The 18,958-nt window shown below is 70.6% G+C and carries 20 protein-coding genes; 19 read left to right on the top strand and 1 reads right to left on the bottom strand.

The window, feature by feature from the left end:
- Positions 1-44 precede the first annotated feature (44 nt).
- The 4 genes from ABZ855_RS27500 to ffh all read left to right on the top strand — a co-directional run bounded on the left by ABZ855_RS27500 (position 45) and on the right by ffh (position 5,904).
- Positions 45-1,385 carry an ammonium transporter gene (locus ABZ855_RS27500; protein ID WP_360811227.1) on the top strand — a complete coding sequence of 447 codons (1,341 nt, stop codon included), beginning with the start codon at positions 45-47 and terminating at the stop codon, positions 1,383-1,385.
- Positions 1,382-1,720 carry a P-II family nitrogen regulator gene (locus ABZ855_RS27495; RefSeq protein WP_006379495.1) on the top strand — a complete coding sequence of 113 codons (339 nt, stop codon included), beginning with the start codon at positions 1,382-1,384 and terminating at the stop codon, positions 1,718-1,720. The genes ABZ855_RS27500 and ABZ855_RS27495 overlap by 4 nt, the downstream gene beginning before the upstream one ends.
- 28 nt (positions 1,721-1,748) lie before the next feature.
- Complete coding sequence (locus ABZ855_RS27490; RefSeq protein WP_360811225.1) at positions 1,749-4,226, top strand: [protein-PII] uridylyltransferase; 2,478 nt, start codon at positions 1,749-1,751, stop codon at positions 4,224-4,226.
- Positions 4,227-4,344: 118 nt separating this feature from the next.
- Positions 4,345-5,904 (top strand): signal recognition particle protein, encoded by a 1,560-nt coding sequence (ffh, locus tag ABZ855_RS27485; RefSeq protein WP_360811223.1) that lies wholly within the window; start codon positions 4,345-4,347, stop codon positions 5,902-5,904.
- Between the two features lie 91 nt (positions 5,905-5,995).
- Here ffh and ABZ855_RS27480 read toward each other — a convergent pair whose 3' ends face one another.
- Positions 5,996-6,844, bottom strand: a complete 849-nt coding sequence (locus ABZ855_RS27480; RefSeq protein ID WP_360811221.1) for an SAM-dependent methyltransferase — start codon at positions 6,842-6,844, stop codon at positions 5,996-5,998.
- Positions 6,845-7,439: 595 nt separating this feature from the next.
- Between ABZ855_RS27480 and ABZ855_RS27475 the strand changes: the two genes are divergently transcribed.
- The 15 genes from ABZ855_RS27475 to dprA all read left to right on the top strand — a co-directional run bounded on the left by ABZ855_RS27475 (position 7,440) and on the right by dprA (position 18,779).
- Positions 7,440-8,036 (top strand): hypothetical protein, encoded by a 597-nt coding sequence (locus tag ABZ855_RS27475; RefSeq protein WP_360811219.1) that lies wholly within the window; start codon positions 7,440-7,442, stop codon positions 8,034-8,036.
- A gap of 352 nt (positions 8,037-8,388) precedes the next feature.
- The gene (gene rpsP, locus ABZ855_RS27470) at positions 8,389-8,808 is read left to right on the top strand and encodes a 30S ribosomal protein S16 (protein WP_319209782.1); all 420 of its coding nucleotides are present in this window, start codon (positions 8,389-8,391) and stop codon (positions 8,806-8,808) included.
- Positions 8,809-8,810: 2 nt separating this feature from the next.
- Positions 8,811-9,050, top strand: a complete 240-nt coding sequence (locus tag ABZ855_RS27465) for an RNA-binding protein (RefSeq protein WP_006373563.1) — start codon at positions 8,811-8,813, stop codon at positions 9,048-9,050.
- An 83-nt stretch (positions 9,051-9,133) separates the two neighbouring features.
- Positions 9,134-9,700 carry a ribosome maturation factor RimM gene (gene rimM / locus ABZ855_RS27460; RefSeq protein WP_360811216.1) on the top strand — a complete coding sequence of 189 codons (567 nt, stop codon included), beginning with the start codon at positions 9,134-9,136 and terminating at the stop codon, positions 9,698-9,700.
- Positions 9,700-10,521: a tRNA (guanosine(37)-N1)-methyltransferase TrmD gene (trmD, locus tag ABZ855_RS27455; protein ID WP_360811214.1), complete on the top strand. Its 822-nt coding sequence runs from the start codon at positions 9,700-9,702 to the stop codon at positions 10,519-10,521. Before rimM ends, trmD begins: the two co-directional genes overlap by 1 nt.
- A 133-nt stretch (positions 10,522-10,654) precedes the next feature.
- Positions 10,655-11,005: a 50S ribosomal protein L19 gene (rplS, locus tag ABZ855_RS27450; protein WP_013000407.1), complete on the top strand. Its 351-nt coding sequence runs from the start codon at positions 10,655-10,657 to the stop codon at positions 11,003-11,005.
- Positions 11,006-11,065: 60 nt separating this feature from the next.
- Positions 11,066-11,782, top strand: coding sequence for a signal peptidase I (gene lepB, locus ABZ855_RS27445; RefSeq protein ID WP_360811211.1), 717 nt, complete (start codon positions 11,066-11,068; stop codon positions 11,780-11,782).
- The gene (gene lepB / locus ABZ855_RS27440) at positions 11,775-12,857 is read left to right on the top strand and encodes a signal peptidase I (protein WP_360811209.1); all 1,083 of its coding nucleotides are present in this window, start codon (positions 11,775-11,777) and stop codon (positions 12,855-12,857) included. Before lepB (ABZ855_RS27445) ends, lepB (ABZ855_RS27440) begins: the two co-directional genes overlap by 8 nt.
- Positions 12,748-13,767, top strand: a complete 1,020-nt coding sequence (lepB, locus tag ABZ855_RS27435) for a signal peptidase I (RefSeq protein WP_360811207.1) — start codon at positions 12,748-12,750, stop codon at positions 13,765-13,767. The genes lepB (ABZ855_RS27440) and lepB (ABZ855_RS27435) overlap by 110 nt, the downstream gene beginning before the upstream one ends.
- 37 nt (positions 13,768-13,804) lie before the next feature.
- Positions 13,805-14,557, top strand: coding sequence for a signal peptidase I (gene lepB, locus ABZ855_RS27430; protein ID WP_360811205.1), 753 nt, complete (start codon positions 13,805-13,807; stop codon positions 14,555-14,557).
- The gene (locus ABZ855_RS27425; protein WP_360811203.1) at positions 14,547-15,083 is read left to right on the top strand and encodes an NUDIX hydrolase; all 537 of its coding nucleotides are present in this window, start codon (positions 14,547-14,549) and stop codon (positions 15,081-15,083) included. Before lepB (ABZ855_RS27430) ends, ABZ855_RS27425 begins: the two co-directional genes overlap by 11 nt.
- A gap of 55 nt (positions 15,084-15,138) precedes the next feature.
- The gene (locus ABZ855_RS27420) at positions 15,139-15,447 is read left to right on the top strand and encodes a DUF2469 domain-containing protein (protein WP_003965949.1); all 309 of its coding nucleotides are present in this window, start codon (positions 15,139-15,141) and stop codon (positions 15,445-15,447) included.
- Positions 15,448-15,553: 106 nt separating this feature from the next.
- A complete protein-coding gene (locus ABZ855_RS27415) occupies positions 15,554-15,952 on the top strand; it encodes a YraN family protein (RefSeq protein WP_360811201.1) in 399 nt (132 codons plus the stop codon).
- Positions 15,952-17,577, top strand: coding sequence for a YifB family Mg chelatase-like AAA ATPase (locus ABZ855_RS27410; RefSeq protein WP_360811199.1), 1,626 nt, complete (start codon positions 15,952-15,954; stop codon positions 17,575-17,577). Before ABZ855_RS27415 ends, ABZ855_RS27410 begins: the two co-directional genes overlap by 1 nt.
- The gene (gene dprA, locus ABZ855_RS27405; RefSeq protein WP_360811197.1) at positions 17,574-18,779 is read left to right on the top strand and encodes a DNA-processing protein DprA; all 1,206 of its coding nucleotides are present in this window, start codon (positions 17,574-17,576) and stop codon (positions 18,777-18,779) included. The genes ABZ855_RS27410 and dprA overlap by 4 nt, the downstream gene beginning before the upstream one ends.
- Positions 18,780-18,958 lie beyond the last annotated feature (179 nt).

Here is an 18,958-nt window from a genome sequence, read left to right as displayed (position 1 = left end):
AGGCTTCGCCCGCACGGGGCCGTACCAATGACGAGGAGACGCCGATGGCACCAGCCGCCATCACGCTAGCCGCAGACGCTCCCAAGCTGTCTGCCGCGAACACCGGGTTCATGCTGATCTGTTCGGCCCTGGTGTTGCTCATGACCCCCGGTCTCGCCTTCTTCTACGGAGGCATGGTCCGGGTCAAGAGCACCCTGAACATGTTGATGATGAGCTTTATCAGCATCGGCATCGTCACCATCCTGTGGGTCCTGTACGGCTTCTCCATCGCGTTCGGCACCGACAAGGGCAGCCTCATCGGCTGGACGTCGGACTTCGTCGGCCTCAGCGGCATCGACAAGGGCGACCTCTGGGGCACGTACAACATCCCGGTCCTCGCCTTCATGGTCTTCCAGATGATGTTCGCGATCATCACGCCGGCCCTGATCAGCGGCGCCATCGCCGACCGCGTCAAGTTCTCGGCGTGGGCACTGTTCGTCGCCCTGTGGGCCACGATCGTGTACTTCCCCGTGGCCCACTGGGTCTGGGGCGAGGGCGGCTGGGCGTTCGACCTGGGCGTCATCGACTTCGCCGGTGGTACGGCGGTCCACATCAACGCGGGTGCCGCGGCGCTCGGCGTGATCCTGGTCATCGGCAAGCGCGTCGGCTTCAAGAAGGACCCGATGCGCCCGCACAGCCTCCCGCTGGTCATGCTCGGCGCCGGCCTCCTGTGGTTCGGCTGGTTCGGCTTCAACGCCGGCTCGTGGCTGGGCAACGACGACGGCGTCGGCTCGCTGATGTTCGTCAACACGCAGGTCGCCACCGCCGCCGCCATGCTCGCCTGGCTCATCTACGAGAAGATCCGCCACGGCGCGTTCACCACGCTGGGCGCCGCCTCCGGCGCGGTCGCGGGTCTCGTCGCCATCACCCCCTCGGGTGGTGCGGTCACCCCGATCGGCGCGATCGCCGTCGGCGCCATCGCCGGTCTGCTGTGCGCCATGGCCGTCGGCCTCAAGTACAAGTTCGGTTACGACGACTCCCTCGACGTCGTCGGTGTCCACATGGTCGGCGGTGTCATCGGCTCCCTGCTCATCGGCTTCTTCGCCAGCGGCAAGGGCCAGTCGGACGCCCAGGGCCTCTTCTACGGCGGCGGCCTCGACCAGTTCTGGAAGCAGTGCGCGGGCGTCTTCGCCGTCCTCGCCTACTCCCTGGTCGCCTCCGCGATCCTCGCCTTCCTCCTCGACAAGACGATCGGCATGCGCGTCTCCGAGGACGACGAGATCGCCGGCATCGACCAGGCCGAGCACGCCGAAACCGCATACGACTTCAGCGGCGCCGGCGGCGGCGCGGCCCGTACGTCCGTCCCGGCCGGTGTCGGGGGCGCGAGCAAGAAGGTGGACGCATGAAGCTCATCACCGCCGTTGTGAAGCCCCACCGGCTCGACGAGATCAAGGAAGCCCTCCAGGCCTTCGGGGTCCACGGGCTGACGGTCACCGAAGCGAGCGGCTACGGTCGTCAGCGGGGTCACACCGAGGTCTACCGGGGCGCCGAGTACACGGTCGACCTGGTTCCCAAGATCCGTATCGAGGTCCTCGCCGAGGACGACGACGCCGAGGGTCTGATCGACGTCATCGTCAAGGCGGCCCGGACCGGCAAGATCGGTGACGGCAAGGTCTGGTCCCTCCCGGTCGAGACGGCTGTCCGGGTCCGGACCGGCGAGCGCGGCCCGGACGCGCTCTGAGGCAGCAAAAAAGAACAGGAGTCGCTGGGTGACGAGTACAGACGTGCGTAAGGATGCAGAGGACTCGGGACCCAGCGGCTATGCGGCGGCCCGGCTGCGCCTCCTCACCGAGGAGGCGCGGTCCGGGCCGCCGCGCCGTGCGGCCCTGGCCGAACTGACGGACGAATGGCTGACCGGCCTGTTCACGGCGGCCGCCGAAGGACTCCAAGGGCTGCGCGGAGTCTCCCTGGTCGCCGTCGGCGGCTACGGCAGAGGGGAACTCTCCCCACGCAGCGACCTGGACCTGCTCCTCCTGCACGACGGCAGCGACTCCGGCGCCGTCGCGGCCCTCGCGGACCGCCTCTGGTACCCCGTCTGGGACCTCGGGCTCGCCCTCGACCACTCGGTCCGCACCCCGTCCGAGGCCCGCAAGGTGTCGGGCGAGGACCTCAAGGTCCAGCTGGGCCTGCTGGACGCCCGCCACCTGGCCGGCGACCTCGGCCTCACGGCCGGCCTGCGCACCGCCGTCCTCGCCGACTGGCGCAACCAGGCCCCCAAACGCCTCCCCGAACTCCAGGAACTCTGCGCCGAACGGGCCGAACGCCAGGGCGAGCTGCAGTACCTCCTCGAACCCGACCTCAAGGAGGCCCGCGGCGGCCTGCGCGACGCCACCGCCCTGCGCGCCGTCGCGGCCTCCTGGCTCGCCGACGCCCCCCGCGAAGGCCTCGACGACGCGCGCCGCCGTCTGCTGGACGTCCGCGACGCCCTCCACCTCACCACCGGCCGCGCCACCGATCGCCTCGCCCTCCAGGAACAGGACCAGGTCGCCGCCGAACTCGGCCTCCTCGACGCCGACACCCTCCTGCGCCAGGTGTACGAGGCGGCACGCGTCGTGTCGTACGCCAGCGACGTGACCTGGCGCGAGGTGGGGCGCGTACTGCGATCACGCGCCGTACGCCCGCGCCTGCGCGCCATGCTGGGCGGCGGCAAACCGGCGCCGGAACGTTCCCCCCTCGCGGAAGGCGTCGTCGAACAGGACGGCGAAGTGGTGCTCGCCCGCGCCGCGCGCCCCGACCGCGACCCCGTACTGCCCCTGCGTGCCGCCGCCGCGGCCGCCCAGGCCGGCCTCCCGCTCTCCCTGCACGCCGTCCGCCGCATGGCGGCGGCAGCGCGCCCGCTGCCCACCCCGTGGCCGGCCGAGGCCCGCGAACAACTGGTCACCCTGCTGGGCTCCGGCCGCCCCACCATCGAGGTCTGGGAAGCGCTGGAGGCCGAAGGACTGATCACCCACCTCCTGCCCGACTGGGAGCGGGTCCGCTGCCGCCCGCAGCGCAACGCCGTCCACATCTGGACGGTCGACCGCCACCTGATCGAAACGGCCGTCCGCGCCTCCGAGTTCACCCGCCGGGTCAGCCGCCCCGACCTCCTCCTCGTCTCCGCGCTCCTCCACGACATCGGCAAGGGCTGGCCCGGGGACCACTCCGTCGCCGGCGAGATCATCGCCAAGGACGTGGCCGCCCGCATCGGCTTCGACCGCGCCGACGTGGCGGTGCTGGCCACCCTCGTACGTCATCACCTCCTGCTCGTCGACACCGCCACCCGGCGCGACCTGGAGGACCCGGCCACCGTCCGCTCGGTCGCCGAGGCCGTCGGCACGCAGAGCACCCTGGAGCTCCTCCACGCGCTCACCGAGTCCGACGCGCTGGCGACCGGCCCGGCCGCCTGGTCGTCGTGGCGCGGTTCGCTCGTCGCCGACCTGGTGAAACGGGTCGCCGCCGTGCTCGCCGGAGACGCCCCCGAGGAACCCGAGGCCGGCGCGCCCACCGCCGAACAGGAACGGCTCGCCATCGAGGCGTTCCGCACCGGCGGCCCGGTGCTGTCGCTGCGCGCCCAGACCGAGCCCCCGGCCGAGGCGTCCGAAACCGAGTCCCCGGCGGAGGGTGCGGGCGAACCCGAACCCCTCGGTGTCGAACTCCTGATCGCCGTCCCCGACCAGCCGGGCGTCCTGCCCGCCGTGGCCGGCGTCCTCGCGATGCACCGGCTGACCGTCCGCACGGCGGAACTCCGCGCACTGGACCTCCCCGACGGCGTCGAGGGCGCGGTCCTGCTCCTCGACTGGCGCGTCGCCGCCGAATACGGCTCCCTGCCCCAGGCGGCCCGCCTGCGCGCCGACCTCGTACGGGCCCTGGACGGCTCCCTGGACATCGCGGGCCGCCTGGCGGAGCGCGACGCGGCCTACCCCCGGCGCCGGGGCGTGGTGGCGCCGCCGGCGCGGGTGACCGTCCATCCGACGGCATCCCGGCAGGCCACGGTGATCGAGGTCCGCGCCCAGGACGCCCCGGGGCTGCTGCACCGGATCGGACGGGCGCTGGAGGACGCGAGGGTGCGGGTGCGGAGCATGCACGTCAGCACGCTGGGGTCGAATGCCGTCGATGCTTTCTATGTGACCACAGGCAAGGGTGAGCCTCTGCCAGGGAGCGAGGCGTCCGCGGTGGCACGGAAGCTGGAGGAGACACTGCGGGCGTGACCGCCCACAGGTTTCCGTCCCCGCCTGCTGATTAAGCAGGCGGGGACGATTTGCTTGCGGGGCCGGATACCCTGGAGGGCAGCCCAAACTGTCGCCGACCCCAAGGACCGACGCCGCCGTGTTCGATACTCTTTCTGACCGCCTGCAAGCGACTTTCAAGACCCTCAGGGGCAAGGGCCGGCTCAGCGAAGCGGACATCGACGCCACGGCCCGCGAAATCCGTATCGCGCTCCTCGAAGCCGACGTGGCCCTGCCGGTCGTGCGGACGTTCATCAAGAACGTCAAGGAGCGTGCCCTCGGCGCTGACGTCTCCAAGGCCCTGAACCCCGCTCAGCAGGTCCTGAAAATCGTCAACGAAGAGCTCGTGACGATCCTCGGCGGCGAGACCCGCCGACTGCGCTTCGCCAAGCAGCCCCCGACCGTCATCATGCTGGCCGGTCTCCAGGGTGCCGGTAAGACCACCCTCGCGGGCAAGCTCGGCAAGTGGCTCAAGGACCAGGGGCACTCGCCCCTCCTCGTCGCCGCCGACCTCCAGCGCCCCAACGCCGTCAACCAGCTCAGCGTCGTCGCCGAGCGGGCCGGGGTCGCGGTCTACGCGCCCGAGCCGGGCAACGGGGTCGGGGACCCGGTCAAGGTCGCCAAGGACTCCATGGAGTTCGCGAAGACCAAGGTCCACGACATCGTGATCGTGGACACCGCCGGCCGCCTCGGTATCGACGCGGAGCTGATGCAGCAGGCTGCGGACATCAGGGACGCGGTCTCGCCCGACGAGATCCTCTTCGTCGTCGACGCGATGATCGGCCAGGACGCCGTGAACACGGCCGAGGCCTTCCGGGACGGTGTCGGGTTCGACGGTGTCGTCCTGTCGAAGCTCGACGGTGACGCCCGCGGTGGTGCGGCGCTCTCCATCGCCTCGGTGACCGGCAAGCCGATCATGTTCGCGTCGAACGGCGAGAAGCTCGAGGACTTCGACGCGTTCCACCCCGACCGGATGGCCTCCCGCATTCTCGACATGGGTGACCTGCTCACCCTGATCGAGCAGGCGGAGAAGACGTTCAGTCAGGAAGAGGCCGAGAAAATGGCCTCCAAGCTGGCGTCCAAGAAGGGCCAGGACTTCACCCTGGACGACTTCCTGGCCCAGATGGAGCAGGTCAGGAAGATGGGCAGCATCAGCAAGCTGCTCGGCATGCTGCCCGGTATGGGGCAGATCAAGGACCAGATCAACAACCTCGACGAGCGCGATGTGGACCGTACGGCGGCCATCATCAAGTCGATGACCCCGGCCGAGCGCCAGGAGCCGACGATCATCAACGGCTCGCGCCGCGCCCGTATCGCCAAGGGCTCCGGTGTCGACGTCAGCGCGGTGAAGGGCCTGGTCGAGCGGTTCTTCGAGGCCCGCAAGATGATGTCCCGCATGGCCCAGGGCGGCGGCATGCCGGGGATGCCCGGGATGCCGGGCATGGGCGGCGGTCCGGGTCGGTCGAAGAAGCAGCCCAAGCAGGCCAAGGGCAAGCAGCGTTCCGGCAACCCGATGAAGCGCAAGCAGCAGGAGCAGGAGGAGGCCGCGCGCAGGGCCGCCGGTGCTCAGGGCGCTCCGGGTGGCGCGTTCGGTCTGCCGGGTCAGCAGGCCGGTCAGGACTTCGAACTGCCGGACGAGTTCAAGAAGTTCATGGGCTGACAGCTGCCGTACCTCGCTCGGGCGCCCCTCGCGGGAAGGGCGCCTGGGCGGATCGGTCGGCGCAGTGGCTGTTACGGGCTGTACGGGTGTTTCACGCCGTCCGGGCGATGAGGTACCGGAAGACGTTCGGCATCCAGATCGTTCCGTCCCGCCGTTGGTGCGGATGCAGCGCCTCCGCCAGTTCCTTGTCCACCTGTTCCTGGCCGGTCGCCGCGATCGCCGCGTCGAACAGTCCCGTCGACAGGAGCCCGCGTAACGCGCTGGCCATGTTCGCGTACCCGAACGGGCACGCCACTCGCCCGGAGCCGTCCGGACGCAGGCCGGCCCGCTGGGCGACGTCCTCCAGGTCGTCGCGGAGCGAGGGGCGCCAGCCGCCGATGACGCGCAGTGGATCCGCGAGCCGGGCCGCGACCCGCAGTACGGCCGACGTGGCGCAGCGCTCCGGGGGACCCCAGCCCGCCAGCACCACCGGGGTGCCCCGCCCGACTGTGGGCGCCGTCGCCGCGAGTGTCTCGCCGAGGCCCTCGGAGTCGCCGGCGAGGCAGCCGATCGGTTCGAACGCGGTCACCAGGGTGTAGGCGGGAGTCTCCTCCCGGTCGGGGCGACTGGCCATGAGCCGGATGTCGGCACGCGCGCGTGGACCCGCCGATTCGGGCAGCAGGCGTTGCCGGGCGAGGCTCAGCCGGTGCGGTGACGAGGTTTCGACACCGGTGACGGCGGCGCCTCTGGAGGCCGCCATCAGCAGGGCCAGGCCCGAGCCGCAGCCCAGGCCGAGCACTCGGGTGCCGCTGCTCACTTCCAGCCGCTCGTAGACGGTCTCGTAGAGCGGTACGAGCATCCGCTCCTGGATCTCCGACCAGTCACGCGCGCGTGTGCACAGGTCCACACGGGTCGCCGGACCCGTGTGGGGCTGGTGCTGCCGCACGAGCGTAGGTGTCATCGAAAGCGCCCCAATCCGCCGAGAGTTGCCGCTGTTCTTCGATGTGGTGGTCCCCGTTCAGTGCGCTCGCACTTCCCCCGTATGCCAGGAAACTCCGCAAGGGTCCTGTCGTCCAGGGGTTGTCGGGCCGAGGTTGTGTGCTCGCTGTGCTCACGGAAAGAATTCACATGCCGGCAACGTGGGCCCGTAGCATCGCGCCATGGCAAGGGCACCCGTGCGCACGCCTCAGGCAATTGCAGCGGGGAGCGCGGGGGACCGTACGGTGTCTGGTCGCCGCGGACGGGTCGGTCCCCGGCGTCGATGACGCACCGGGTAACGTCGCCGTCGTGGCCCGCGCCTACCGAGGTGGGGGCAAGAGCGGCCGAAACGCCTCTTGCGCACCGGCCGACCGCAGGCGTCCCGGCGTGGGGACGGCGTCTACGCGCCGGGTCGTACGTGGGGCTACGCACCGGCTTGGTATGAGCTGTGAGGCTTCTCCGCAGATCAGCGCACCCGCCCTCGTCAGGACGCATCAGCGGCAACTGACGGGTACGTGCAAATTATTTGGGATGGCCCGGAATCGGAACACAGCGGCACTCAGGCTCGTTGTCATTACGTGAGCACGACACAGACACCACCTGTTCTCGCCGCAGAGCTGGCGCAGGCGTGGGCCGACATTCAGCGGTACCACCCCGAGCTGCCCGATCTTGCCGCGCCCGAGTCCCTGATCGGAGAGTCGTCGTCCGCCTGCGGACACGCGCTCTCCTTCGAGCGACTGCTGCATGAGGCAGTCCATGGCATCGCCGCCGCCCGTGGAGTCCGCGACACCTCCCGGGCCGGCCGATACCACAACCGCAGATTCCTCGCGATCGCCGAGGAGCTGGGCCTGGACCACCCGGAGGAACCGCATCCCAGCAGCGGCTTCTCCCTGGTCACGCTCAACCCCGAGGCGAAGCGGCGCTACCGCCCCACCATGGAGCGGCTGCAGCGGGCCCTGAAGGCGCACACCGTCGCCACCACCTCCGACACGACCCGTACGTTCCGCGGGCCGGCCGCCCGGCACGGTTCCTCCGGGGGCGGGGTGCGCGTCAAGGCGGTCTGCGACTGCGGTCGCAACGTGCGCGTCGTCCCGTCGGTGCTGGCCCAGGCGCCGATCGTGTGCGGTGGCTGCGGCAAGCCGTTCAGGATCCCCGAGATCGCCGGCGCCGCCTGAGGCTCCACCTCGTCACGTGGACGAACCCGGCATCTCGTGGGTGCCGGATGGACACGTGGGAGACGCTCGTCGGGGTGCCGCGCACGCGTGGCAGCGGCACCCCGGCCGGCGCCGGGACGCGCGACCGGCCACCACGGCACCCTGTCGCGGGGTGCCTCTCAGGCGTGGGCCCAGGCAACGCTCTCCGGTTCAGGCAACCCGCAGGGTGTGGCAGAATGGCCAGCTGTACTCGACAGCCGCACAGGAACCCTCTCGCCTCCGGCTGACGCGTCCATCGGGCACTCGGGTACCGCAACCCCACGCGGCAACCTTGCCGTGCCCAACCACGTCAATTCCAGGAGAACCCACTCCCGTGGCAGTCAAGATCAAGCTGAAGCGTCTGGGCAAGATCCGTTCGCCTCACTACCGCATCGTCGTCGCCGACTCCCGTACCCGCCGTGACGGCCGGGCCATCGAGGAGATCGGCCTGTACCACCCGGTGCAGAACCCCTCGCGCATCGAGGTCGACACCGAGCGTGCGCAGTACTGGCTGGGTGTCGGCGCGCAGCCGACCGAGCCGGTTCTCGCCATCCTCAAGCTGACCGGCGACTGGCAGAAGTTCAAGGGTCTGCCCGCCCCGGCTCCGCTCCTCGTGGCCGCTCCCAAGGCCACGCGCCCGTCGTTCGAGGCCCTGGGCGGCGACGACACGGGCAAGGGTGAGGCCATCACCCAGAAGAAGAAGGCTGAGAAGAAGGACGACGCTGCGGCCGAGTCCACGTCGACCGAGGCCTGAGCATGCTCGAGGAGGCTCTCGAGCACCTCGTGAAGGGCATCGTCGACAACCCCGACGAAGTGCAGGTCGCCTCGCGCGACCTGCGTCGCGGGCGCGTTCTGGAGGTCAGGGTCCACCCCGACGACCTCGGTAAGGTGATCGGCCGCAACGGCCGTACCGCACGTGCTCTGCGCACCGTCGTGGGTGCCATCGGCGGCCGCGGTGTCCGTGTCGACCTTGTCGACGTGGACCAGGTTCGCTGATCACCACGTAGCACCGGCTCGGGCCGGGGAGGGCCTCATGGGCCGTCCCCGGCCCGTAGTCGTAGGACAGGAGATTTCAGAAAGTGCAGCTCGTAGTCGCGCGCGTGGGCCGCGCCCACGGCATCAAGGGCGAGGTCACCGTCGAGGTACGTACGGACGAGCCGGAACTGCGGCTCGGTCCCGGTGCCGTCCTGGCCACCGATCCGGCCGCGGCGGGCCCGCTGACCATCGAGACCGGCCGGGTCCACAGCGGCCGTCTCCTGCTGCGCTTCGAGGGTGTACGCGACCGGACCGGCGCCGAGGCCCTGCGCAACATCCTGCTGATCGCGGACGTCGACCCCGAGGAACTGCCCGAGGGTGAGGACGAGTACTACGACCACCAGCTGATGGACCTGGACGTGGTCCTGACCGACGGCACCGAGATCGGGCGCATCACCGAGATCTCCCACCTGCCCTCCCAGGACCTGTTCGTCGTGGAGCGGCCCGACGGCAGCGAGGTGTACATCCCGTTCGTCGAGGAGATCGTCGTGGAGATCGACCTGGAGGAGCAGCGGGCGGTCATCGACCCGCCGCCGGGCCTGATCGACGACCGGGCTGCCCGCGACGAAGTCGCTGATGGGCACAGTGCCTCGACGCGGGACGAGTCGTAATGCGTCTCGACGTCGTCACGATCTTCCCCGAGTACCTCGAACCCCTGAACGTCTCGCTCGTCGGCAAGGCACGCGCGCGTGGACAGCTGAACGTGCGTGTGCACCACCTTCGGGACTGGACGTACGACCGCCACAACACCGTCGACGACACGCCCTACGGCGGCGGCCCGGGAATGGTCATGAAGACCGAGCCCTGGGGCGACGCGCTGGACGACGTGCTGGCCGACGGATACGAGACCGGCTCCGGGGCCCCCGCGCTCGTGGTGCCCACGCCCAGCGGCCGCCCCTTCACCCAGGCGCTCGCCGTCGAACTGTCCGAGCGGCCGTGGCTGGTCTTCACGCCTGCCCGTTACGAGGGCATCGACCGGCGTGTCATCGACGAGTACGCCACCCGGATGCCCGTGTACGAGGTGTCCATCGGCGACTATGTGCTCGCCGGCGGCGAGGCGGCCGTACTGGTGATCACGGAGGCCGTCGCGAGGCTGCTGCCCGGGGTCCTCGGCAACGCCGAGTCGCACCGGGACGACTCCTTCGCGCCGGGCGCCATGGCCAACCTCCTGGAGGGGCCGATCTACACCAAGCCGCCCCAGTGGCGCGGCCGGGAGATCCCGGACGTGCTGCTCAGCGGCCACCACGGGAAGATCGCGCGCTGGCGCCGGGACGAGGCACTGCGCCGTACGGGGGCCAACCGACCCGACCTGATCGAGCAGACCGACGCGTCGGCCTTCGACAAGAAGGACCGCGAGACGCTCTCCATCATGGGGTGGCGGCCCTCCGCCGACGGCCGATTTTGGCGCAGACCAGAGGCCATGGAAGAATAGGTCGCTGTTGTGCGTCGTCCGGCGTGCGCCCCTGCCACGGGGGGACACGACGCCCGCCCCGGCACGGACAGCATCCTTCCGTAAATCAAGCTCCCGTTGATGACCTGTGGCATCAACGAAGAAAGCAGACGAAATGTCTCACCTGCTCGACTCCGTCGACTCCGCGTCGCTGCGCAGCGACATCCCGGCCTTCCGCCCGGGTGACACCGTCAACGTCCACGTCCGCGTCATCGAGGGCAACCGCTCCCGTGTGCAGCAGTTCAAGGGCGTTGTCATCCGCCGTCAGGGCGCCGGTGTCCGCGAGACCTTCACGGTCCGCAAGGTCTCGTTCTCCGTCGGCGTCGAGCGCACCTTCCCGGTGCACACCCCGATCGTCGAGAAGATCGAGCTGGTCACGCGTGGTGACGTGCGTCGCGCGAAGCTGTACTACCTCCGTGAGCTGCGCGGCAAGGCCGCGAAGATCAAGGAGAAGCGCGACAACTGAGCCTTTGGTGAGCCCGATACAAAGAGGGCTCACATCGAGGCCGGATAACATCCTGCCCCGATGGACACCGAAGCACAGCCGACGGAGCGCGACCGCTCCTCCCGCCCTGTTCGATCCGAGGCAGACTCGGACACCGAGGGGCCGGAGGGCCGGTCGCGTTTCGCGTTGTGGTCCCGGGCGGCCGAATGGCTCCCGGGTGGACGGATCACCCTGACCCTGCTGGTCTGCCTGCTCTTTCTGCTCCTCTTCAGCAGGTTCGTCCTCCAGCCGTTCGAAATTCCCAGCCGCTCGATGGAGAGCGGATTGAGGATCGGGGACCGCGTTCTCGTAAATAGGTTGGCGTACCGTTTCGGTGCCGAGCCGCAGCGCGGTGACGTCATCGTGTTCGACGGCACCGGCTATTTCGGGCACGCCGACTACATCAAGCGCGTTGTGGGTGTGGGGAGAGACCACGTGGTCTGCTGCGACAAGGAGGGGAAGGTCGAGGTGAACGGCCGGTCGGTCGACGAGTCGACGTTCATTTACCCCGGTGACAGCCCGTCCACGGTGTCCTTCGACGTGGTCGTGCCCGAGGGCAGACTCTTCCTGCTGGGGGACCACCGCAGCGACTCCAGCGACTCGCGGGACCATCTGGGTTCGCCGGGCGGCGGAATGATCCCCGTCGGCAGGGTGATCGGCCGAGCGGAATGGATCGCCTGGCCACGCGAGCACTGGACCCGGCTGGACCGCCCCGGCGCGTACGCGCGCGTGCCCGCCGCGGACGGTGTCCATGGGTAACCGGGGCAAACCGCGCGGTGTGCCCACCACCGTCGCCGACCAGCTGCTGCCCACCGGCTCCCGCCGGGCGGCCGGCGCCGCCGCCAGGCCGGGCCGGGCCGAGCGGCGCAAACTGCAGCGCAAGGTCAAGGCGCGCCGGCGGCGCTCGGCCGTCAAGGAGATACCGCTCCTGGTGGGCGTCGCCGTCCTCATAGCCCTGGTCCTGAAGACGTTCCTCGTGCAGGCGTTCGTGATCCCGTCGGGCTCGATGGAGAACACGATCCAGATCGGCGACCGTGTTCTCGTGGACAAGTTCACCCCCTGGTTCGGCTCGGAGCCCCAGCGTGGTGACGTCGTCGTCTTCAAGGACCCCGGCGGCTGGCTCGACGACGAACCGGCGGCCACCAAGAGCGCGGACCCGGTCGTCGTCAAACAGGTCAAGCAGGCGCTCACCTTCATCGGGCTGCTGCCCTCGGACAACGAGAAGGACCTCATCAAGAGGGTCGTCGCGGTCGGCGGCGACACCGTCAAGTGCTGCGACGCCCAGGGCCGGGTGACCGTCAACGGCATGCCGCTCAACGAGACGAACTACATCCACCCCGGCAACAAGCCCTCCTCCTTCGCCTTCGAGGTGAAGGTCCCCGCGGGGCGCCTGTTCATGATGGGCGACCACCGGGCGAACTCCGCCGACTCCCGCTACCACCGCACCGAGGGGTTCGGCGGCACCGTCTCCCTGAACTCCGTCGTGGGCCGGGCCATGGTCATCGCCTGGCCGGTCGGTCACATGACCCGTCTGGAAGAGCCGGACACGTTCTCGACCGTGCCGGGCGGGTCGGCCAACGCCCTCGGCGCGTCGCATAGGGTGGCTTCCGCGGATCGGTATGGATCGATCCCGCTCCCGACCCCTGCGGAACTCCCGCTCGTTATGGGAGTGGTGGGCCTGCGTCGCATCCGGCGCGGGCGGCGGTTCGGAGTGAGGAGTGGATGTGGGGGATTTGGCGGTCGGCGCACGGTCCGGACAGGACGGTCCCGAGGAACAGCGCCCCGTGGACCCGGTTCGGCCGGCCGCGGAGGACGCCGTCCCCGCCGAGAGTGACTCCGGGGCCCCGGGGCCCCTGGGAGCCGACTCAGGGTCCTCCGGGACGGGCAGTGGGGACTCCGGGGAGGATCCGGCGCAGGACGCCGACGAACCCGGCCACAGGCCCAGGAAGCAGCGCTCCTTCTGGAAGGAGTTGCCGCTGCTCATCGGTATCGCGCTGGTCCTCGCGCTGCTGATCAAGACGTTCCTGGTGCAGGCGTTCTCCATCCCCTCGGACTCCATGCAGCACACGCTGGAGCAGGGTGACCGGGTCCTGGTCGACAAGCTGACCCCGTGGTTCGGCTCGGAGCCCGAGCGCGGTGAGGTCGTCGTCTTCCACGACCCCGCCGACTGGCTGGCGGGCGAGCCGACCGTCGAACCGAACCCCGTGCAGCGGGTCCTCGGCTGGATCGGCCTGATGCCGTCCGCCAACGAGAAGGACCTCATCAAGCGGGTCATCGGCGTCGGCGGCGACACCGTCGAGTGCAACGGCACGGGCCCGTTGAAGGTCAACGGCAAGGCGCTCGACGAGCCGTACGTGTACGCGGGGAACACCCCGTGCAGCGTCGACGACCAGGGCGGCCAGTTCAAGGTCACGGTACCCACTGGCAAAATCTGGGTCATGGGTGACCACCGCCAGAACTCGCTGGACTCCCGGTACCACCAGGAGGACAAGAACAACGGCTTCGTCCCCGTGGGCAACGTCGTCGGCCGCGCCATCGTGGTCGCCTGGCCGCCCACTCGCTGGGACACGCTGCCGATTCCCGACACCTTCGACCAGAACCTGAGCGCCGCGGCCCCGGGCGCGTTGGGCCTGGCGGGCGCGGTCCCGCTGGTGCTGTGGCGCAGGCGCCGCGCGGCCGGCCGTACGACCGCTCCCGTTACCGTCGGAAACTCCGGTGTTCCCGGGTCGGGTACCGCCGGGTAGGGTGCCGTCCCAGGCAGCGATCTGGGAGACCACTGGGATGAGCAGTACGACGACACGTACGCGTACGGACGAGGGCCACGGCGGGCTCGGCAGCAAGCTGTCGGGACTGGCCGTGGCCCTCGGCTGTGTGCTCTTCCTCGGCGGTTTCGTCTGGGGCGCGATCCTCTACCAGCCCTACACGGTGCCGACCGACTCCATGTCGCCCACCATCGTGGCCGGTGACCGGGTCCTCGGCCAGCGCATCGACGGCAGCGAGATCAAGCGCGGTGACGTCGTGGTCTTCCGGCAGGCGAGCTGGGGCGACATGGCGCTGGTCAAGCGGGTCGTGGCCGTGGGCGGGGACACGATCGCCTGCTGTACGGACGGCAAGCTGACCGTCAACGGCAAGCAGATCCAGGAGTCCTACCTGCGCAAGGGGCAGGCCGCCGAGCTGGTCGGCATCCCGTCGATCAAGGTTCCCGAGGGGCGCCTGTTCCTGCTCGGCGACGAGCGCACCGGCTCCCTGGACTCCACGGCGCATCTCACCGAGGCCTTCAACGGCACGGTGTCGCGCAGTGGGGTGGAGGCCCGCGTCGACGCCGTGGTGTGGCCCATGAAGGGCATGCTGCCCCGTCCTACGGGCTTCGAGCCCCTGGGAGCGCTGTCCACGCCGGGTCCGCTGCGGCTGCTCACCGTCGCGATCGTGGTGGGCGGGGTTCTCGTCCTGGGCGGCGGCGCCTACGGGCCCATCGCCGGGCGGCTGGCGAAACGGCGCGCCGTCGCGGTGGCGGAGCCCGCCGGTGCCCGCTGAGGCGGACGGCGCTGCGGACGGCGCTGCGGACGACCCGTACACCGGCGGTGTTCGCAGGGTGGCCCGGGTGGTGCTTCTCGATCCGCGGGACCGGATTCTGCTGCTGCACGGGCACGAGCCGGACGATCCGGCCGACGACTGGTGGTTCACACCCGGCGGAGGTCTGGAGGGCGACGAGACGCGCGAGGAGGCCGCATTGCGGGAACTCGCGGAGGAGACCGGCATCACCGAGGTCGAACTCGGCCCGGTGCTGTGGCGGCGCAGGTGCTCCTTCCCGTTCGCGGGGCGCCGCTGGGACCAGGACGAGTGGTACTTCCTGGCCCGTACGGACACGACGAGGACCCGGGCCACGGGTCTCACGGAGCTGGAACGGCGCAGTGTCGCCGGAGCACGTTGGTGGACGTGCCAGGAACTGACCCGGGCACATGAGACGGTGTATCCGACCAGACTCGCCGAGCTTCTGCGCAAGGTGCTCGACGAAGGTCCCCCGGCCACGCCCGAGGTCCTCGACACGGAAATCGTCTAGGGGCTCGCGGTACTGGCGCACAATGGGGGGACGCACGGCTGAAGGGGAACATGCCATGAGCGCCGAGGACCTCGAGAAGTACGAGACCGAGATGGAGCTGAAGCTCTACCGGGAGTACCGCGATGTCGTCGGTCTGTTCAAATACGTGATCGAGACCGAACGGCGCTTCTACCTCACCAACGACTACGAGATGCAGGTGCACTCGGTCCAGGGCGAGGTGTTTTTCGAGGTGTCCATGGCGGACGCCTGGGTGTGGGACATGTACCGGCCGGCCCGGTTCGTGAAGCAGGTGCGGGTGCTCACGTTCAAGGACGTGAACATTGAGGAGCTGAACAAGAGCGATCTGGAGCTCCCGGGCGGCTGATGTCACTCGTGCGGGTGGCGAGGTTATCCACAATGCCGAGGTTGTCCACCAAGATCCAATAGCTCGTTGATCTGCCCGCATTGTTGGCGCCGGAGGTGGTGCCGACATGAACACACGCAACGCACAATGCGGCGCGCAACGCGGGGCACTGGGCAGGTACGGCGAGGAGCTGGCCGCACGGCGGCTGACCGAGTCCGGGATGACGGTCCTCGACCGCAACTGGCGCGCCGGCCGGACCGGCGAGATCGACATCGTGGCCCGGGACGGCGACGCCCTCGTCGTCTGCGAGGTCAAGACCCGGCGGGCGGCCGGACCGGCGGGCGCCTTCCAGCATCCGATGGCGGCCGTCACACCGGCCAAGGCGGAGCGGCTGCGGGGCCTCGCCGAACGCTGGGTCCAGGAACACGGGGGAGCACCACCCGGCGGCGTCCGTATCGACCTGGTCGGCGTTCTGCTGCCCGAGCGCGGCGCGCCCGTGGTGGAACACGCCCGGGGGGTGGCGTGATGGGATTCGCCCGTACGTGTTCGGTGGCGCTGGTGGGCGTCGAGGGCGTGGTCGTCGAGGTCCAGGCCGATCTCGAACCCGGCGTCGCCGCGTTCACCCTGGTGGGACTGCCCGACAAGAGCCTGACGGAGAGCAAGGACAGGGTCCGGGCGGCGGTCGTCAACTCCGGAGCAGCCTGGCCGCAGAAGAAGCTCACCGTGGGGCTCAGCCCGGCGTCCGTGCCCAAGAGTGGCAGTGGGTTCGACCTCGCCATCGCCGCGGCCGTCCTCGGGGCCGCCGAGCGGATCGACCCCCGGGTCCTCGCCGACATCGTGATGATCGGCGAACTGGGCCTCGACGGCCGGGTACGGCCCGTCCGGGGCATCCTGCCGGCCGTGCTGGCGGCGGCCGACTCGGGCTACGAACAGGTGGTCGTGCCGGAGTGCGCCGCAGCCGAGGCCGCACTCGTCCCCGGGGTGTCGGTGCTCGGTGTGCGCAGTCTGCGGCAGCTGATCGCCGTCCTCGCGGACGAGCCGGTGCCGGAGGAGGAACCGGACGAGCACGGCCGCCCGGACCCCCTGATGGCGGGCCTGCGGATGCCGGGCACCGGCGCGGCCACGGGCATGCACAGCGTGGGCGCCGCCGCGTACGACAACGGTCACGACCTGGCCGACGTCGTGGGCCAGCACTCGGCGCGCACGGCGATGGAAGTGGCCGCGGCCGGCGGTCACCACGTCTTCCTGGAAGGCCCGCCAGGAGCCGGCAAGACGATGCTCGCCGAGCGGCTGCCCGCGGTGCTGCCCCGGCTCACCCGGCAGGAGTCGCTGGAGGTCACCGCCGTGCACTCGGTCGCCGGACTGCTGCCACCGGGCAAACCCCTGATCGACACGGCGCCCTACTGCGCACCGCACCACTCGGCCACCATGCAGGCCCTCGTGGGCGGCGGACAGGGCGTCGCACGGCCAGGTGCGGTCTCGCTGGCCCACCGCGGAATCCTCTTTCTGGACGAGACTCCGGAGTTCGGCAGCCAGGTGCTGGACGCCCTGCGCCAGCCCCTCGAGTCCGGGCACGTGGTGATCGCGCGGAGCGCGGGGGTCGTACGGTTCCCAGCGAGGTTCCTGATGGTTCTGGCGGCCAATCCCTGCCCCTGCGGACGCTTTTCCCAGCGGGACACACTCTGCGAGTGCCCGCCCTCCGTCATCCGGCGCTATCAGGCCCGGCTCTCCGGTCCGCTGCTCGACCGGGTCGACCTGAGGGTCGAGGTGGACCGGGTCACGCGCTCGCAACTCGTCGAGTGCGGGGCTCGGGGCGAGTCCACGGCGACGGTCGCCGAGCGGGTGCGGGCGGCCCGGGAACGGGCGACGGCCCGGTTCGTGGGGACGCCGTGGCGGACCAACAGCGAGGTGCCTGGGCGGGAGCTGCGCAGCCGCTGGCACGCGATGCCGGGCGCGATGGAGGAGGCCGAGCGGAACTTGGAGCGCGGGGTGCTCACCGCGCGCGGGATCGACCGGGTCCTGCGGGTGGCGTGGACCGTCGCGGACCTCGTCGGCCACGACCGGCCCGACGCGACGGACGTCGCCCTGGCGCTGCAACTGCGCACGGGGGTGCCGCGCGGGGTGCCGATGGCCATCGGGGCGCTGACATGACGGGGGACGCGGCCGGCACCGGGGCGAGCGAAACCGCGCCCGGGGAGGCGGCCGACCGGCCGGGCGCGGAGGGGCTCGCCCGGGTCTTTCTCACCCGGGTCGTGGAACCGGGGGACGAGGTCGCCGGGCGCTGGGTCCGGGAGAGCGGGGCCGTCGAGGTGGTCCGGCGGCTGCGGGACGGCGGTCCGATGCTGACCGGCGTCACCGGGACCCGGTGGGCGGGGCTGTGCGCGCGGGCCGCGCAGGCCGAGCCCGAGCGGGATCTCGCCGTCGCCCGGGCGGCGGGGGTGCGGTTCGTGTGGCCCGGCGCGCCGGAGTGGCCGGCCCAGCTCGACGACCTCGGGGACGCGCGGCCCACGGGACTGTGGGTGCGCGGGCGGCCCAGCCTGCGGATGTGGGCGCTGCGGTCCGTCGCCGTCGTCGGGGCCCGGGCCTGTACCGAGTACGGCGCCCATATGGCGGCCACCCTCGCCGCCGGGCTCGCGGAACGCGGCTGGGTGGTGGTCTCGGGGGGCGCGTACGGGGTCGACGGGGCCGCGCACCGGGGTGCGCTCGGCGCGGGCGGGGCCACGGTCGCCGTACTGGCCTGCGGGGTCGACCGGCCCTACCCTCGCGGGCACACCCAGCTGATCACCAGGATCGCCGAACAGGGCCTGGTGGTGGGCGAGTTGCCGCCCGGTGACCATCCGACGCCGAGCCGGTTCGTGATGCGCAACCGGGTGATCGCGGCCCTGACCCGGGGGACCGTGGTCGTCGAGGCCGCGTACCGCAGTGGATCGCTCGTCACGGCGCGGGCGGCGCAGCGGCTGGGGCGGTTCACGATGGGGGTCCCCGGCCCCGCCACCAGCGGGCTCTCCGCAGGGGTGCACGAACTCCTGCGCGGCGACGCGATGCTGGTCACCGACGCGGCGGAAGTCGCCGAACTGGTCGGTGACATGGGCGACCTGGCGCCCGACCGACGCGGGCCTGTTCTCCCGCGTGACCTGCTGGAACCGGCGGCGGAACGCGTCCTGGCCGCGCTGCCCGCGCGCGGGACGGCGACGGTGGACGACATCGCGCGGGGCGCCTCGACGGCGAAGGACGACGCGGTCGCCAGGCTGTACGAGCTCCGATCGCTTGGTTACGTCGAACGACACGACGACGGCTGGAAGTTGACACGCCAAGCGATGATCTCCGTCCGGTCCGGGCGGGACAGATGCTGACCGAGCGTGTTCGGCCGTCCGGGGGATGCCCGACGCCCTTGGTATTTCCCGCAGTTGGTCCGCTCCGATGGTCACACAGGGCGATGGCCGCGACCCCGAGGGGCGTCCAGCGGAACGTATCTGCGTGCACCCCGTCCCCCGGTCCTCGCACACTGCGACACCTCAGTCACGCTACGCTC

The sequence above is a fragment of the Streptomyces sp. NPDC047042 genome, assembly GCF_040644035.1.
In the GTDB taxonomy this organism is placed as follows: Bacteria; Actinomycetota; Actinomycetes; order Streptomycetales; family Streptomycetaceae; genus Streptomyces.
This window is presented reverse-complemented; position numbering and strand designations above follow the sequence as displayed.